General features: G+C 47.5%; 17 protein-coding genes and 1 other annotated feature. Of the genes, 1 reads left to right on the top strand and 16 read right to left on the bottom strand.

Going from position 1 to position 15894, the window contains the following annotated elements:
- Positions 1 to 23 precede the first annotated feature (23 nt).
- The 10 genes from arfA to M1D67_RS15855 form a co-directional block, all read right to left on the bottom strand.
- Positions 24 to 1532: an arabinosylfuranosidase ArfA gene (gene arfA / locus M1D67_RS15810; protein ID WP_023855465.1), complete on the bottom strand. Its 1509-nt coding sequence runs from the start codon at positions 1530 to 1532 to the stop codon at positions 24 to 26.
- Between the two features lie 35 nt (positions 1533 to 1567).
- Entirely contained in the window at positions 1568 to 2410 is an 843-nt protein-coding gene (locus tag M1D67_RS15815; RefSeq protein WP_020452519.1) for a carbohydrate ABC transporter permease, read from the bottom strand.
- Positions 2410 to 3354 carry an arabinooligosaccharides ABC transporter permease AraP gene (gene araP, locus M1D67_RS15820; RefSeq protein WP_020452520.1) on the bottom strand — a complete coding sequence of 315 codons (945 nt, stop codon included), beginning with the start codon at positions 3352 to 3354 and terminating at the stop codon, positions 2410 to 2412. Before araP ends, M1D67_RS15815 begins: the two co-directional genes overlap by 1 nt.
- A gap of 30 nt (positions 3355 to 3384) precedes the next feature.
- On the bottom strand, positions 3385 to 4662 hold the full coding sequence (gene araN, locus M1D67_RS15825) for an arabinooligosaccharides ABC transporter substrate-binding protein AraN (protein WP_479831851.1): 1278 nt from the start codon (positions 4660 to 4662) through the stop codon (positions 3385 to 3387).
- 23 nt (positions 4663 to 4685) lie between these two features.
- Positions 4686 to 5891 carry a sn-glycerol-1-phosphate dehydrogenase gene (locus tag M1D67_RS15830; protein WP_105980085.1) on the bottom strand — a complete coding sequence of 402 codons (1206 nt, stop codon included), beginning with the start codon at positions 5889 to 5891 and terminating at the stop codon, positions 4686 to 4688.
- Between the two features lie 16 nt (positions 5892 to 5907).
- Positions 5908 to 6594 carry an L-ribulose-5-phosphate 4-epimerase gene (araD, locus tag M1D67_RS15835; RefSeq protein WP_479831384.1) on the bottom strand — a complete coding sequence of 229 codons (687 nt, stop codon included), beginning with the start codon at positions 6592 to 6594 and terminating at the stop codon, positions 5908 to 5910.
- A gap of 15 nt (positions 6595 to 6609) precedes the next feature.
- On the bottom strand, positions 6610 to 8301 hold the full coding sequence (gene araB, locus M1D67_RS15840) for a ribulokinase (protein WP_268489470.1): 1692 nt from the start codon (positions 8299 to 8301) through the stop codon (positions 6610 to 6612).
- 14 nt (positions 8302 to 8315) lie between these two features.
- Entirely contained in the window at positions 8316 to 9797 is a 1482-nt protein-coding gene (araA, locus tag M1D67_RS15845) for an L-arabinose isomerase (RefSeq protein ID WP_101561174.1), read from the bottom strand.
- Positions 9798 to 10057: 260 nt separating this feature from the next.
- Positions 10058 to 11020: an arabinan endo-1,5-alpha-L-arabinosidase AbnA gene (gene abnA, locus M1D67_RS15850; protein ID WP_479831385.1), complete on the bottom strand. Its 963-nt coding sequence runs from the start codon at positions 11018 to 11020 to the stop codon at positions 10058 to 10060.
- Between the two features lie 151 nt (positions 11021 to 11171).
- Positions 11172 to 12257, bottom strand: coding sequence for a M42 family metallopeptidase (locus M1D67_RS15855; RefSeq protein ID WP_020452527.1), 1086 nt, complete (start codon positions 12255 to 12257; stop codon positions 11172 to 11174).
- A 173-nt stretch (positions 12258 to 12430) separates the two neighbouring features.
- On the opposite strand from M1D67_RS15855, the gene M1D67_RS15860 reads away from it, so the two are divergent.
- Positions 12431 to 12832 carry a hypothetical protein gene (locus M1D67_RS15860; protein ID WP_023855473.1) on the top strand — a complete coding sequence of 134 codons (402 nt, stop codon included), beginning with the start codon at positions 12431 to 12433 and terminating at the stop codon, positions 12830 to 12832.
- A gap of 15 nt (positions 12833 to 12847) precedes the next feature.
- On the opposite strand, the gene M1D67_RS15865 is transcribed toward M1D67_RS15860, so the two are convergent.
- The 6 genes from M1D67_RS15865 to lrgA all read right to left on the bottom strand — a co-directional run bounded on the left by M1D67_RS15865 (position 12848) and on the right by lrgA (position 15820).
- Positions 12848 to 13111, bottom strand: coding sequence for a DUF1294 domain-containing protein (locus M1D67_RS15865; RefSeq protein ID WP_020452529.1), 264 nt, complete (start codon positions 13109 to 13111; stop codon positions 12848 to 12850).
- Positions 13112 to 13234: 123 nt separating this feature from the next.
- Positions 13235 to 13594 (bottom strand): 50S ribosomal protein L20, encoded by a 360-nt coding sequence (gene rplT, locus M1D67_RS15870; protein WP_003184266.1) that lies wholly within the window; start codon positions 13592 to 13594, stop codon positions 13235 to 13237.
- A gap of 32 nt (positions 13595 to 13626) precedes the next feature.
- Entirely contained in the window at positions 13627 to 13827 is a 201-nt protein-coding gene (gene rpmI / locus M1D67_RS15875; protein WP_003184267.1) for a 50S ribosomal protein L35, read from the bottom strand.
- 17 nt (positions 13828 to 13844) lie between these two features.
- On the bottom strand, positions 13845 to 14363 hold the full coding sequence (gene infC / locus M1D67_RS15880) for a translation initiation factor IF-3 (protein ID WP_145654358.1): 519 nt from the start codon (positions 14361 to 14363) through the stop codon (positions 13845 to 13847).
- 67 nt (positions 14364 to 14430) lie between these two features.
- Positions 14431 to 14563 (bottom strand) — a sequence feature (ribosomal protein L20 leader region).
- A gap of 136 nt (positions 14564 to 14699) precedes the next feature.
- Positions 14700 to 15383 carry an antiholin-like protein LrgB gene (lrgB, locus tag M1D67_RS15885; RefSeq protein ID WP_075212766.1) on the bottom strand — a complete coding sequence of 228 codons (684 nt, stop codon included), beginning with the start codon at positions 15381 to 15383 and terminating at the stop codon, positions 14700 to 14702.
- A 23-nt stretch (positions 15384 to 15406) separates the two neighbouring features.
- Complete coding sequence (gene lrgA, locus M1D67_RS15890) at positions 15407 to 15820, bottom strand: antiholin-like murein hydrolase modulator LrgA (RefSeq protein ID WP_075212767.1); 414 nt, start codon at positions 15818 to 15820, stop codon at positions 15407 to 15409.
- Between the last annotated feature and the right edge of the window lie 74 nt (positions 15821 to 15894).

Raw genomic sequence — 15894 nt, forward strand, 5'->3', positions numbered from 1 at the left:
GCACAGCGGCCGGATTTTTTAGATCATCTTTTTTTCATTCTGATCACATTCCAGGAAAGTTTCGGAAGGTGAGCCGTCAGCCTGCCGTCACATACTTTGGCGTCTCCGCCGCTGTGCGGAATGACGTTGTTGCGGTCTTTTTCATTCGTCGCTTTATGATCTTCGTGTTCCAGAACGATGTGCTCAGAGACACTGTACCCTTCAAAGCTTCTCATATCGGCTTCCATTTCAAGGCCGGCGTCAGTTGCGCGGTTGACGGCAAAAACGGTTAATTCTTCGGCTTCTTCATTGAAAACAGACACAGACTCCAGGTACGGCACATCCGTAAAGTCTTTCGCATCATACTTCGGAGACGATACCGCCGTCTGCAATACCGTTCCTCTGCCGTAGACGGAAGCGTGCATAAACGGATAGAAAATGGTCTGACGCCACGCTTCTCCCCCTTTGTCTGTCATAATCGGCGCGATGACATTGACAAGCTGAGCCAGACAGGCGATTTTCACGCGGTCGGCATGCTTGAGCATCGTAATCAGCATACAGCCGACGAGAAGCGCATCCTCAAAGTTGTAGATGTCTTCAAGAAGGTGCGGCGCTTTCGCCCAGCGTTCAGCTTCTTTGTCTTTTTCATTCGAGTGATACCAGACATTCCACTCATCATATGAAAGGTGAATCGTTTTCTTGCTTTTCTTTTTCGCTTTCATATAGTCGCAGACTGAGATGACCGTTTTGATAAAGTGATCCATGTCCAGCGATCTCGCCAAATAGTTTGGAAGGTCATTGTCACGGTTGCCGTAATACGAGTGAAGCGAGATGTACTCGACGTGTTCGTACGTATGGTCAAGCACGGTCGTTTCCCAGTCGATGAATGTCGGCATTCCGCTTCCCGAACTTCCGCAGGCGACGAGCTCGATCGACGGGTCCGTCCATTTCATCACCTTCGCGGCTTCAGCGGCAAGTCTTCCGTATTCGGCTGCAGTTTTATGGCCGATTTGCCATGGACCGTCCATTTCATTGCCGAGGCACCATGTTTTAATTTTATGCGGTTCCTTATATCCGTGGGATTTTCTCAAGTCGCTGTAGTACGATCCTGACGGATGGTTGCAATATTCTACCAGGTTGCGTGCGGCATCAATTCCTCTCGTTCCGAGGTTGACGGCCATATTCACCTCTGCCCCGACAAGCTTTGCCCAATCCATAAATTCGTTCGTACCGATTAAGTTCGGCTCGGTTGTCGCCCACGCCAAATCAAGTCTTGTCGGCCGCTGTTCGACAGGACCGACCCCGTCCTCCCAGTTATAACCTGAGACAAAATTTCCGCCCGGATACCTGATAAACGGAACCTTCAGTTCACTGACCAATTTAATAACGTCCTTTCGAAAGCCAGATTCGTCAGCTTCAGGATGATCGGGCTCATAAATGCCTTCGTAAACGGCTCTGCCGAGATGCTCGATAAAGGATCCGTAAATTCGCTTATCAACCTCTGCCACCTTATATTCCTTGTCAATCGTCATCTTCGCTTTGTGTGCAGTCATGTTAAATCATTCCTTTCAAGATGATATATAGTGGATCAGCCTTTAATTCCGCCCGCCGTCAAACCTGATATAAAGTACTTCTGGAAGAACAGGAAAATGAGAATCACGGGCAGAATCGCCAGCACAGAACCCGAAATCAACATGTCATAATTGTTCCCGTACGGACTGAGCAAAGCGGACAGTCCGATGGGGAGCGTAAACATTTCTTTCGATCGCAAAACGATCAGCGGCCATAAGAAGTTGTTCCAGCTGTTTAAGGATTGAAGAATGATCATCGCTCCAAATGCCGGCTTCATCAAGGGCGCCATAATCCTGAAGTAAATGCCGAACTCTGTGCAGCCGTCCATTCTCGCGGAATCAAGCAAATCTCTCGGCAGGCCGAGCGCATACTGTCTAAAGAAAAACACGGCGACAGGCGAGACGATAAACGGCAGAATCACACCGGCGTATGTGTCGACAATATGAAGAGAAACCGTCATTTTAAATAAAGGCAGCATGAGAATTTCGATCGGCACCATCATGATCAGGAGCACAGCTACAAACAAGAGATTTTTTCCTTTAAAGTCGTAGACGGCAAGCCCGTATCCAACCATTGAAGAAAACAAGAGCGTCAGCACGGTGGATATCACCACGAGAATCAAGCTGTTCGAAAACCATTGAAAATAAATGCTTCCTCCGTTAAACAAGTATGTGTAATTGTCAAGGCTCAGGATTTCAGGGCTCAGCTTTAAATTCAAGCCGAAGCGCAACAATTCCGAAGATGGTTTGAGCGAGCCGAGCACAAGGCAGAAAAGCGGAAACACAAACAAAAAGCTTAGTATCGCAAACAGCAGAAACAGAGCAACTTTCGCAATGTTGAGGCCTCTGGCAGGACGCATTAATAGCCCTCCTTTTTAAAAGATCCAGACAGCTTTAATGAAATGAGGCTGCAGATGAAAATGATGATCAAGAGCACGATGCCGAGCGCCGAGCCGTAGCCCATGTTGTTGTAGGCAAGCCCCTGCTGATAAATGTATCCGACCATCGTCAGGCCGATGTTGCCCGGAGAGTTGTTTTGCCACAACACATAGCTTTCTTCAAACATCCGGAAGCCGCCGATGATGCTGATCGTCAGCACGTAGACGCTGACGGGCTTTAAAAACGGAAGCGTAATATGGTAAAACTTCTTGAACGTGCCTGCGCCGTCGATTTCGGCAGCTTCATATAATTCTTTCGGAACGTTCTGCAAGCCCGCCAAAAAGTACAGGACATTGATTCCCATCCATCTCCAGGATGCGAGCATCACCATTAAAAACATGCCGGTATGTTCGTTGTTCAGCCAGTTGTACGGCGAAGCTCCAAACTTAGCCAATATCGAATTCGCCAGCGATGTATCCATTTCTCCAAAAATCAGCCTGAAAATAATCCCCGCCACAATGGTTGACGTCAGAGCCGGGATGAATAAAGCCGATTTGAACACGTTTTTAAACTTTACGAGTTTAGAATCTAAAAAGACTGCCAGAATAAGAGGAACAGGTATTAAAATCAGCAATGTCCAAAAGGTGTATTTTACGGTGTTGAATAGTGCGGTATAAAATGTAGGATTGTTTAATGCTTGATAGTTCTCCGTCCCGATGAAGCGGACTTCCCCGGGGAGAATGCTTTGAAAGCTCATGATGACGACGCTGATAAGCGGATAAAGAAAAAATATGCAGAAGGAGAGTACAAAAGGTGCTGTGAAAATGTAGGGTGCGGCTTTTGCTGAATATAATAATCGTCTGATCTTTCTTTTTCTGCTCACCGGCGGAAACGAATGCACTGTATCTGTTTTAACAGTCTTCAAGTTATCGCCTCGCTTTACAGTAATGAAAGACTATTGCCCTTTCACTTCAGCTGCTGCTTTGTCCAATGCTTCTTTCGGTGTTTTGCTCTTCGTTTTGAGCGCTTCGTACAGGACGTTTCTGTTGACGAGATCGGAAGTCTTCGCATAATCCTCAGTAAGGTAAAGCGGATTGATCTCATCCTTTATGTCAAGAAGCACGGAAAAGATGTGTTGTCCGTTTTGAAAGTATTCTGTATATTGATTTGGTTTTTTCAATTCGTCCGAGTCCCACACATCCCATCTGAGCGGATCGAATCCGAGCACGGTCCACAGCTTGATGTTGCCTTCTTTCGATGCTTTGGCAAATTTCAAGAAATCCTTGGCCAGATCGACCTCTTTCGCCTGTTTTGGAATCACGGTGGCCGTTCCGCCCATTCCCGCTGAACGGTCTCCCCCTTCTTCCCATGCCGGCAACGGTCTGATCGCGATTTTCCCTTTCAAGTCAGGCATATAATCCAAAAAACGGCCCATATACCAGATCGGCATTAAGACAGACGCCGCGCCGCCTTGGTTCATAAACCCGTAGTATTCTTCACTGTGATGATTACCTCCGGGCGTTGTGACGGCAATTTTGTCTTTCTCAATTAAAGTCTTTAAAAATTCGAGCGTTTTTACGTTTGTCTCATTGTTTAATGTCAAACGCCCCTGCTCATCAAAGTAACCGGATCCCTGCTGGGAAACCAGCGGCAGAAATGAATTCGGATCGGTCGTTTCAATCGTTGTCATCGGCTTTCCGAGAGCTTTGACGACCTTTTTGCCCGCTTCCCTGTAATCTTCCCACGTTTTGATGTCGTCAGGATCAACGCCTGCTTTATTCATCATTTCCATGTTGTAATACATCACGGTTGTTCCGACATGTGTGTCAAGTCCGTAAAGCTTGCCGTTTTTGCTGTAGAGCGTCAGCCTCGCTTCAACAAACTTGTCGCGTTCGCCCTCCACAAGCGGCGTTAAATCTGTAAGAGGAATGTCAGAGCCCTTCAAAAAGTTCGAATAGCGCCCCAGCTCAACATCGGCAATATCTGGAACCCCTTTCCCGGCTAAAAGCGAGATTGATAAATTGTCATGCATCTGTCCATACGGATACACCACTGTATTTAATTTGATTTTTTGCTCGGGATACTTTTTGTTCCATTCTTTCACCATCTCAGCATAAAACTGTTCATGAAGGCCGTTGAATGTCCAAAATGTCAGTTCGGTGCCGTCCGCTTGATCAGAGGCTGAACTTGCCTTGCACCCCGATAAAAGCAGACATGCAGCGACCGTGACCATAAAGATAGATGAAAGGAACCTTTTCACATTTTAACCCCTTTCACGCCTGGTCCTTTGCCTAAAAGCCCCGGCAAAAGGCCGTATTGATTGATGATTTTCAGTCCTGTATACCGGTCTCTGAGCTGATGGGCGTATGCAAGCGCTTCTTTCACCAGCTCTTCTTCAACATCGAGTTCTTTGAAAGATACAGGCCCGCCGATACGCCTCATCCACTCTGCCATTTTCTTACCGTCAGGAAGCTTTTCATAAACGGAGCGAATCGCTTGCTCAGCGTGTTGATCACCCAGGCTTGTACCGATAAGAGATCGGTAAATGTCAGTCAGCATGATGGCGCTGCAGCCGACTTTAGCACCGTGGAGCACTTGCCGCTTATTGTTCTCCAACGCTTTCATTTCAAGGTAGTGGGAAAGATGATGCTCGCCGCCGGAAGCCGGCCTTGAATGGTCGAGAACCAGCATGACAAGACCAGAAAGGATCAGTGATTCCATCAATTTCTTAATCCCATCACGCGTCTTGGCAGCGATGTCATCTTTTCGGTCAAGGCATTGATCAAGCGCTTCCCTCGTGAGCCGGCTGGCGGCCGGGCAATACGGCTCATCGGCAAGCAGGCGGGAAATTTCCCAATCCGCAAGCGACGTCTCCTTGCCGAGCATATCGCCAAAACCTGCGGCTATCATGTTCTGCGGCGCTTGACACAAGAGCTCCAAATCGGCAAAAAGCGCGATCGGCGCTGTCGTTTGAACCGTCTGTTTCTTTCCTTTTAAAATCAGCGGTGCGCCGGCTGAAGTAAAACCGTCAACCGACGGAGCCGTAGGAACTGAAATAAACGGGATGCCGCGCTGATAGGCGCAAAACCTGACGATGTCGTGAATCGTGCCCGCTCCGGCCGCAATTAGTACATCCGCATCAATCGGTACACCGATCAATGCACTCACCAATGTTTGCTCATCCGCCGTCACATCGCCCGCTTCATTAGCTTCCAGCAGAACCTGAACCGTTTCAGCCGTTTCTTCAAGAAGAGGCGCAATCCGCTTACCGGCTATCCGTCCGGTCGTTTCATCATAAATGACAGCGGCTTTTTTATAGGAAGCCGATTTCACGAAAGCGGGCAATTCTTGCTCAACAGCCTTGCCGCCGATCGCGATTTTTTCGACTGTAAGCGGATGATGAACGGCTCCGCATTCGCACGCACCCAAAGTGTCTTTCACATAAGAGATCAAATCTTTCATTGACAGCTTCCCTCCTCTATTGGCCGTAATACGCGTCTGCCCCGTGCTTGCGAAAATAGTGCTTATCCTGCAAAGCGCTCTTAATCGGCTCAAGAGACGGATTCAGCATCAGGGAGCGGTACGCCATCTTCGCGACTTCTTCCAAGACGACAGCATTGTGTACGGCCGCCAAGGCGTCTTTCCCCCAGCAAAACGGCCCGTGATTGTTCACGAGAACGCCGGGCATCGCCAGGGGGTCCAGATGCCGGAACGTCTCGGCAATCACTTTTCCTGTATTCAACTCGTATTGACCTCTGATCTCCTCAGGATTCATTTCTCTTGTACACGGAATGTCACCGTGGTAGTAGTCGGCATGAGTCGTTCCGAGTGACGGAATATCCTTCCCTGACTGCGCCCAGCTTGTCGCCCACGGAGAATGCGTATGGACGATCCCGCCGATCGACTGAAACTGCCGGTAAAGATAGAGGTGTGTCGGCGTATCGGAAGACGGCTTCAGATCCCCTTCTACAATCTCGCCGTCCATATTCAGAACCACTAAATCTTTGGCTTTCAAATCGCTGTATTTGACACCGCTCGGTTTGATGACGACCAGCTCATTCTCCCGGTCAATACCGCTGACATTTCCCCATGTAAAGGTGACAAGCCGGTATTTTTCAAGTTGCAAATTCGCTTTTAATACTTGTTCTTTCAAAGATTCCAGCACAGTTTTCTCCTCCCTTTAAGCCATCGCTTTACCGGTGTCAGAACTAATGGACTGGATGTTTTTCAATTTTTTAAGGCGTTTCATCACGTTGTTTTGCTTTCCGAAGTACGTGTAAAGCTCCTTGTATTCCGCATAAAGCCGATCGTATAAGGCAACGTTTTCAGGAATTGGTTTGTACGTTTGATCCCTGATCTTGCCCATATGTGCGACTGCTTCTTCGATATGGTCATAACCGCCGTTCACGCTTCCGGCCGCGAGCGCTCCGAATATCGCGGAACCTAAAGCCGGCGCCTGCGGAGATCCGGATATTTTGATTTCCATGTTGGTGACATCTGCGTAAATCTGCATGATAAACGGATTTTTTTCGGCGATTCCTCCTGCGGCATACAGCTCCTCGATCGGCACGCCGCTTTGTCTGAACGTTTCAATAATGATCCTCGTCCCGTAAGCAGTCGCTTCAACCAATGCACGGTATATCTCTTCAGGCTTAGTGGCAAGCGTCATACCGAGCAGCATGCCTGTCAGATCGGCATCAACGAGTGTTGAACGGTTTCCGTTCCACCAATCCAATGCAAGCAAACCGCTTTCGCCGATTTGGAGACGGTCAGCTTTTTGAGACAGCAGTTCGAAAATGGAAATCCCTTCGGCTTTAGCTTCTTTCATATACGCTTCTGGTACAAAGTGTTGAATCAGCCAATGAAAATGGTCGCCGACGCACGATTGGCCTGCTTCATAGCCGACATAGCCCGGGAGAATCCCGTTTTCAACAACACCGCACATTCCCGGCACCATTCTGACATCTTCACCGAGCAGCATATGGCAGGTAGACGTTCCCATGATCATCAGCATCTTGCCCGGCTCTGTGATGCCGACCGCCGGAACTGACACATGCGCATCAACATTTGCGACAGCGACCGCCGTACCAGCCAGAAGCCCTGTCTTCCCGGCCATTTCTTCAGTCAGTCCGCCCGCTTTTTCACCTACAGAATAAATATCCTCTGTTAATTTTTCGCGAACGATATTTTTCAGCTTCGGATGCAGGCTTGCGAAGAAATCATCAGAAGGATAGCCGCTTTTATTGTTCCAAATCGCTTTATAACCCGCTGTACAATTGTTGCGCTTTCTAGTTCCGCACAGCATATAGACGATCCAGTCGGCCGCTTCCATAATCTCGGCTGCAGCATCATAAATAACAGGCGCTTCTTCCGCGATTTGCATCACTTTTGGAACGAGCCACTCGGAAGAAATTTTCCCGCCGTATGTTTGAAGAAAAGGTTCATTTCTTTCTTCCGCGATTTGATTCAAGCGATTCGCCTGCTCCTGTGCAGCATGGTGCTTCCAAAGCTTGACATAGCTGTGCGGTTCTGACGCATACTCTTCCCTCATGCAAAGAGGAGTGCCGTTCTCGTCAACGGGCAAAATCGTGCAAGCCGTGAAATCGATTCCGATGCCGATGATTTCTTTCGGATCCGCTTTCGACTGCTTTAAAAGGCTCGGAATTGTTTCCTCCAGCACTTCAATGTAATCAGCCGGATGCTGGAGCGCCCAGTCCCGCGGAAGTTTTCGCTTTGAGACGGGAAGCTCCCGGTCTATCACCCCGTGTGTGTACTCTTTGACAGCTGTCGCGATTTCCTCACCTGTCCGGACATCGACGAGAACAGCGCGTCCTGACAATGTTCCAAAGTCAACTCCGATTGTGTAAGGGATAAGCCTTCACCCCCTTAAAATTTGCGAAGCCGATATGCAGCTTCACTCCATTTAAGTTCATTGCGAAGATTTAAAATCGTCGTATCGCGATTGATCAACACCGCTTCAATGCCTGACATTTCGGCCCAATCGAGCATCTGCTCGGCTGTCAGCTGATACGAAAGGCATGTATGGTGCGCACCGCCAGCCAAAATCCACGCTTCAGCCGATGTTCTCAAAGACGGCTGCGGCTTCCAAAGTACGCGCGCCACCGGAAGATTCGGCATATCATGCGGAACCTTCTCAGCTTCCACTTCATTGATGACAAGCCTGAAACGGCCGCCCAAATCGATGAGAGAGACATTGACCGCAGGGCCTGCAATTCCGTCGAACACGAGCCGCGCCGGATCGTCCTTTGCACCCATTGACAGCGGATGGACTTCAATTCTCGGTTTGTGATCGGCAATCGACGGGCACACTTCAAGCATGTGGGAGCCGAGAATCATTTCATTGCCCGGTTCAAAATGGTACGTGTAATCCTCCATAAATGACGTTTCTTTTCCGCCGGCCATCACTTTCATCATCCTGACGAGCGCAGCCGTTTTCCAATCTCCTTCTCCTCCGAAACCGTAGCCTTCGGCCATCAGGCGCTGAACGGCCAAACCTGGAAGCTGCTTCATACCGTGGAGGTCTTCAAAGGTTGTCGTAAAGGCCGTATAGCCCCCATTCGAAAGAAAGCGCTTTAATCCAAGCTCGATCCGCGCCTGCTCTTTGACGGATTCCCTTGCCTCTTCGCCTTCCGGCCACTCATAAAGCTCCTCATATTCGGAGATGAGCTCGTTCAGACTTTGTTCTGATACAGTATTGATCTCTGTGACGAGGTCGCCGATTCCATATCCGTCGACAGACCAGCCAAGCTGAATCTGCGCTTCAATCTTATCTCCTTCTGTTACCGCCACATTGCGCATGTTGTCCCCAAATCGGGCGACTTTGATATGACGGCTCTCAATATATGCGACCGCTGCGCTCATCCATTTGTCGATCGAGTGTTTGACGTCTCTGTCTTCCCAATACCCGGCTATTACTTTTCGCGGAATGCCCAATCTCGCTCCGATAAAGCCGTATTCGCGGTCGCCGTGTGCAGACTGATTAATATTCATGAAATCCATGTCGATTCTATCCCACGGAATGTCCCGGTTAAATTGGGTATGAAAATGGAGCAGCGGCTTATTCAGCTCAGACAGGCCCGGAATCCACATTTTCGCCGGTGAAAACGTATGCATCCAGGTAATGATACCCGCGCACTCCTCGTCCCGGTTCGCCTCTTCAAACAGTTTTCTGACGCCGTCCAGCGAAGTGGCCACCGCTTTGTACTTGACTTGAAACCTTAAATGTCCGTCATTTAATCCGTTGCAGATTATTTTGGAATGCTCTTCCACCTCTTGTACGGCCTTTTCTCCATATAAATGCTGGCTGCCTGTCACAAACCAAAATACATGCGTCTTTGTTTGAATCAAATAGCTTCCTCCTCTTCTTTAAGGTTTCTGTGTAAAGATTAGCAAACTATTAAAACGCTTACAAAAAAACATGAATATACCTTATTCTCAAACTTATCGCGACTATATGTACGTACAACTAAACTCAAAAACATATTTGTACGAACAACTTCATTATATCATTTTGAAAAAAACTGTCAATTTAATTTCCAGTGTGTTTTTTATTTTTTTTGACAGATTTCAGAACAAAAAAACCGGGCGGAAAAATCGCCCGTCATCTGTTAATAAGTCGGCCACCCTTGGGAATCCCAGTACAAGTCGTTGATGAGCAGCTTCGATACACCATTGTCCAACGCGTCATAAGCGTGTCTGACAAGGATCGAGTTGTTCAGAACATCCTGATGTCCCGGCCCTTTCCAGCGGTCATTGCCGGAATCCAGGATCGTCCCTCCGCCGTTCATCATATTTTTGCCGCTTTTATCATAATAGGGTCCCGTAATGCTCGTTGAACGGCCGTACGCTATTTTATATGTGCTGTTCACCCCTTTACAGCAGCTGTCAAACGAGACAAATAAGTAATAGTAGCCGTCTTTGTAGGTAATGTTCGGCGCTTCAACCGCTCCGCCGTTATTCGGCCTTGAGGCGATCGAATACAGGCTTCCCGTCGGCTTCATCGTGTTTTTATCAAGCCTTGTCAGCTTGATGCCGGTCCAAAAGGAACCGAATGAGAGCCATGGATTCCCGTTATTGTCAATAACCAAATCAGGGTCAATGGCATTAAACTGATCACCGGATGTCGATCTGATGACCAGCCCGTCATCCCGCCATTGGCCGGATGAAATCCGGTCTGTCGATGCGAGTCCTATCGCTGATGTGTTTGAACCGAAAGACGATACAGAGTAATACAGCCAATACCGGCCGTTATAGTAGCTGATATCCGGCGCCCACTGATGCGGTTCATGATTTGGTACGTACATCTTCCACCAGGACAATGGAGCTGGAAAAATACTCGGGGCAGCACTCCAGTTTCTGCCGTCGGTTGACTTAATGACACGCAGCCCTGTACCGAGCCCGGTTCCAAATGTATACCACGTATTTCCCTCTTTAATGATGGAAGGGTCATGGATGAAATTGTCCCCCTTTATGTCCCAAAACGCAGCCTTGCCTGATTCAGGCATCAAAAAAGCCAGCAGCAGTCCGAACATCAATCCTGTCAAAGACATTCTCCGCAACACATTTTTCATTCAAATCACACTCCTGTTTTTGTAAATGAAAAAACAATGCCTCCCTTTCTTTGTCAATTTTTCGAACAATGTTTATATATGTAAACGCTGTCTTTGACATTACAAAAAAAGCTGACAGCTTATAAAATAAGCCTGTCAGCCACATCTTTCATCAGTCAAACGTAATATTTTGAACCGTCTCTTTATCCAATCGCTTAATCACTTCGGTAATTAATTTTACCGCATGTTCATAGTCATCCCGGTGAAGCATGGCTGCGTGCGTATGGATATACCTTGTCGCGATCGTGATCGACAGAGCAGGCACTCCGTTCGCGGTAAGGTGGATCGAGCCCGAATCTGTTCCTCCACCTGAGAGGGCGTCAAATTGATACGGAATGCCGGCTTCATCTGCAACATTCGTGACAAAGTCGCGAAGCCCTTTATGAGACACCATTGAAGCGTCATAAAGGATGATCTGCGGGCCTTTTCCCATTTTGCTTGTCGACTCTTTTTCCGTAATACCCGGCGTATCACCCGCGATTCCCACGTCAACACCGAAAGCAATATCAGGCTTGATCGTATGCGCGGCGGTTTTCGCGCCTCTCAGTCCGACTTCTTCCTGTACGGTTCCGACGCCGTAGACGACATTCGGGTGATCCGCTCCTTTCAGGTTTTTCAGCACATCGATCGCGATCGCGCAGCCGATACGGTTGTCCCATGCTTTGGCAAGCAGCATTTTTTCATTATTCATCACCGTAAATTCAAAGTAAGGAACGACCTGGTCTCCCGGAAGAACGCCCCACTCCATCGCTTCCTCTCTGTTCGACGCTCCGATATCGATAAACATATCTTTAATATCCACCGATTTTTTTCTTGCCTCCTGAGACAGGACATGAGGAGGTTTTGAACCGATGATACCGGTGATGTCGCCTTTCTTCGTCACGACCGTCACACGCTGCGCCAGCATGACCTGGCTCCACCAGCCTCCAACCGTCTGAAAGCGGAGATAACCCCTGTCATCGATCCGCGTAACCATAAAACCGACCTCATCAAGATGGCCGGCAATCATAATCTTCGGTCCGTCAGCCTGTCCGGTCTTTTTAGCGATTAAGCTTCCCAGTCTGTCTGTCGTAACCTCGTCGGCAAACGGTTCTATGTACGATTTCATGACTTGTCTGGGCTCTTTTTCATTTGCAGGAATTCCTTTTGCATCTGTTAATTCCTTTAGCATCGTCAATGTTTCATCAAGCTTTGCCATCTCTATACAGCCTCCTTAATTAACCCTCATTTACTATTATACAGAAACATCCCTTTTCAATACGACCAATATTCTGTACAGCTTTTTTGGTTAAAAAATGAAACCTTGCGGGAACTGGTTCGTATATATTGGGATATACTCAAAATTACGTTCAAGGGAGGTTCTGTTTTAACATGATTGTCATCATATTGAGACTGGCTTTGCTGGCGCTTTTGGTTTACGTCGTGTACAGGGCCGTTCAATTTTTGGGAAGTCCGGACAGAAGGCTGAAATCAGCACAGGCCAAAAAACACTTTTATTTTTTGGACGAACAGAAAAATGCACGCAAAAATCTCAAGCTGACATTTAAAGGCGTGCTTTTCGAAGGAGAAAAACACATTCCTTCAAAAGACCATCCGCTGTTCATCCATACGATTTTTGTATGGACGGAAGCGCCTGAAGAAAAGCTCAGCTCTTTCACGGAAGAAGACTTCGCAGAATTGGAAGAAAACATTAAAGCCCACTATCCCGATTGCAAAATCGACTGGGATTCGAACATTCAAAAGTGGAGAAACAAAAAAGCAGAAGAGCAATAAGCCTCATCTGCTTTTTTAATTCATCATATAAAAATAGGTCAAAACGGCTTGCACGGCCAGCAAAAAAGGAATGCCAAGCCTGAAGGAAAGGTGTTTTGTCTTATGTCTGAACCGCATCATCCCGAACCAGACGCCTGCGGATCCGAAAGCGGCCGCAACGAGCCAGATGCGGCGCTCAGATACCCTCCATTTCCCAGTGACCGCTTTTTGCTTGTCTGCTTTCATTAAGAAAAAGCCGTATCCGTTTATGAGGATCGCGTAAATCCATATGAGAGTCATATTGTTCATTTCTCCTTGTTTCGCGGTTGGGGCTTGCGGCGGCCGGTCTCACGAACCGTTTCACATCCCGCGCGAGTAACTTCTAACAACAAAAGAAAAAGGCCGGGTTCCGGCCTTTTTCAATTATTTATTCAATTGCGCTTTAGCAGCGTCTGCAAGCTGATTGAATGCGTTCAAATCGTTTACAGCAAGGTCAGCAAGCATTTTGCGGTTTACTTCGATACCGGAAAGCTTAAGACCGTGCATCAAACGGCTGTAAGAAAGACCGTTCATGCGTGCTGCAGCATTGATACGAGTGATCCACAGTTTGCGGAAATCGCGTTTTTTCTGACGACGGTCACGGAAAGCGTAGTTTCCTGATTTCATAACCTGCTGGTTAGCTACTTTATATAATGTATGTTTTGAACCAAAATAACCTTTTGCTAATTTGAGAACCTTTTTACGACGTTTGCGTGTAACAGTTCCGCCTTTTACTCTTGGCATTAGATTTCCCTCCTAATTATACCTTTTCCGAATTACTTAATGTTGGCAAGCTGCTGCTTGATGCGTTTGAAATCGCCAGCGCTTACGACTGCGCTTTTGCGAAGCTTGCGCTTTTGTTTTTGAGATTTATTTGCGAACAAGTGACTTGTATATGCATGAGAACGTTTCAGTTTCCCGGAACCTGTCTTTTTAAAACGTTTCGCAGATCCGCGGTGAGTTTTCATTTTTGGCATGGATGTTTCCTCCTTAATTACTTTTCAGTTTTAGGCGCGAGCACCAAGAACATGCTGCGGCCGTCCATTTTCGGCTTCGTTTCAACATTCGCCACTTCCGCGCAGGCTTCTGAGAAACGGTCCAGCACGCGCTGTCCGATTTCTTTGTGCGTGATCGCACGGCCTTTAAAGCGGATGGACGCTTTCACTTTGTCCCCTTTTTCCAGGAACTTGATGGCGTTGCGAAGCTTTGTATTGAAATCATGTTCTTCAATACCAGGGCTCAGCCGAACTTCTTTTAAGTTAATGATTTTTTGATTTTTGCGTGCTTCCTTTTCCTTCTTCTGCTGCTCGAATCTGTACTTTCCGTAGTCCATGATCCGGCATACAGGCGGTTTTGCATTCGCTGCAACCAACACAAGGTCAAGATTTGCGCGACCCGCAATTTCCAGTGCTTCCTGGCGGGATTTGATCCCAAGCTGATCGCCATTTTGTCCGATCAAACGAACTTCACGCGCACGGATACCCTCATTAACCAATTGATCTTTGCTAATAATGAGCCACCTCCATAGAATCTTTGAATTGATTTCACAACTCATTTTGACCGTTTCTTTGCATTCCACAGGCAAACAAAAAGTGCGGGCATCGAAACACCCACACTGCGAACATTGCATAGAAAAATAAGAAATGTACGTTTAACCTGCCAACTACAAGAATGTGTCAATCAGGTGAGAAGCGGGTGCTTCTGCTTGTTGATATATATTCAATTCATTATCCATCTTACATAAACAAATCCTGCAAGTCAAGATATAAAATTTATCACAACATTTGCTATTATATCAGGACACATTTGAAATAGCAATGGCTATTTTTTTATTTTTCTTTCACCGGCTCTATCCGCCGATCATTTGGACACATAACGGAACGACAAACACGGTCACGACGCCGACGACGACAACTGCAATACTCGCCATTGCCGCTTCGACTTCCCCCATTTCAATTCCGACGGCGACGCCGAGGGCATGTCCTGATGTTCCGAGCGCCAACCCTTTGGCGATCGGATGCTGCACTTTGAAGATCTTCAAAAAAAGCGCGCCAAGCGCATAGACGATCACTGCGTTAAAGATGACGGCGAAGGCCGTGATATCTTGAATGCCGCCGATTCCTTTTGATAAAGGAAGCGCAATCGCGGTCGTGGCGGCCTGAGGCAGCATGCTTTTCATGACGGCTCCGTCAAGATGGAGCGCGTTTGCGATCAGATAGACGACAGCAACCGAGCAGACAGAGCCCGCAATAATGGCGCCAAGGATTTGCAGCCAATATTTTTTCAAGCTTTCCACCTGTTTGTATAAAGGAATGGCGAACGCAATCGTGGCGGGCTCCAAAAAGAACTTAATGATGTCTCCGCCGCTCTTGTAGTCCTCATATGAAAAACCGCCGATTTTTAAAAATGCAATCCCAAGAATCATCGCGACAAACAGAGGCGTGAACAAGAAAAAACCATTTGATTTTTTAAATAAAAAAGTGCCGATGCCAAATGCGGCCAGTGAAACGACGATACCGAAATAAGGTGTCATAGCGTTAATAACCTCCTATTGATTCAAGAAGCTGTTTTTTTGGCTGATTCAACCCGGTTGTCCTGACGGTCCTTTTTGCTTGCAGACAGGATGAACTGTGAAAACAAGCCTGTCGCTGCAAGCAGAATGACGGTGGCCAGGAAAATCACGAGGACGATCGGCAGCCCGTATTTCTCCATGACACCGAGCGAGTTCATCACTGATATACCCGACGGAACGAATAAAAAACCGATCAGCGAAGTGAGCGCCGTGCCAAGCGATTCGACTTGTTCCAGCTTCAGCACGTTCGCACACAGCAATGCAAACAACATCACCAAGCCGATGACAGACGGAGGAATCGGGATGGGCAGAATCGCGGCGATTCCGTTTGAAACAAACATAATAACAGCAAAAATAAATGCCTGAGTTAAAAAGCCATATTCTTTTTTCCCCTTCATTTCGTTCACCTCTTTGGCTGTGTTGGGTTCATTATATAAAAAGGCCCCGGCCAAAAAAGCGTTTTCAAAATAAC

Source organism: Bacillus sp. PK6-025, assembly GCF_056530265.1.

Excerpts from the sequence above, each read along its gene's own strand:
- arfA (WP_023855465.1), bottom strand. The coding sequence starts at position 1,532 with ATGACTGCACACAAAGCGAAGATGACGATTGACAAGGAATATAAGGTG.
- M1D67_RS15815 (WP_020452519.1), bottom strand. The coding sequence starts at position 2,410 with ATGCGTCCTGCCAGAGGCCTCAACATTGCGAAAGTTGCTCTGTTTCTG.
- araN (WP_479831851.1), bottom strand. The coding sequence starts at position 4,662 with ATGGTCACGGTCGCTGCATGTCTGCTTTTATCGGGGTGCAAGGCAAGT.
- M1D67_RS15830 (WP_105980085.1), bottom strand. The coding sequence starts at position 5,891 with ATGAAAGATTTGATCTCTTATGTGAAAGACACTTTGGGTGCGTGCGAA.
- abnA (WP_479831385.1), bottom strand. The coding sequence starts at position 11,020 with ATGAAAAATGTGTTGCGGAGAATGTCTTTGACAGGATTGATGTTCGGA.
- M1D67_RS15855 (WP_020452527.1), bottom strand. The coding sequence starts at position 12,257 with ATGGCAAAGCTTGATGAAACATTGACGATGCTAAAGGAATTAACAGAT.
- M1D67_RS15860 (WP_023855473.1), top strand. The coding sequence starts at position 12,431 with ATGATTGTCATCATATTGAGACTGGCTTTGCTGGCGCTTTTGGTTTAC.
- M1D67_RS15865 (WP_020452529.1), bottom strand. The coding sequence starts at position 13,111 with ATGACTCTCATATGGATTTACGCGATCCTCATAAACGGATACGGCTTT.
- rplT (WP_003184266.1), bottom strand. The coding sequence starts at position 13,594 with ATGCCAAGAGTAAAAGGCGGAACTGTTACACGCAAACGTCGTAAAAAG.
- rpmI (WP_003184267.1), bottom strand. The coding sequence starts at position 13,827 with ATGCCAAAAATGAAAACTCACCGCGGATCTGCGAAACGTTTTAAAAAG.
- lrgB (WP_075212766.1), bottom strand. The coding sequence starts at position 15,383 with ATGACACCTTATTTCGGTATCGTCGTTTCACTGGCCGCATTTGGCATC.
- lrgA (WP_075212767.1), bottom strand. The coding sequence starts at position 15,820 with ATGAAGGGGAAAAAAGAATATGGCTTTTTAACTCAGGCATTTATTTTT.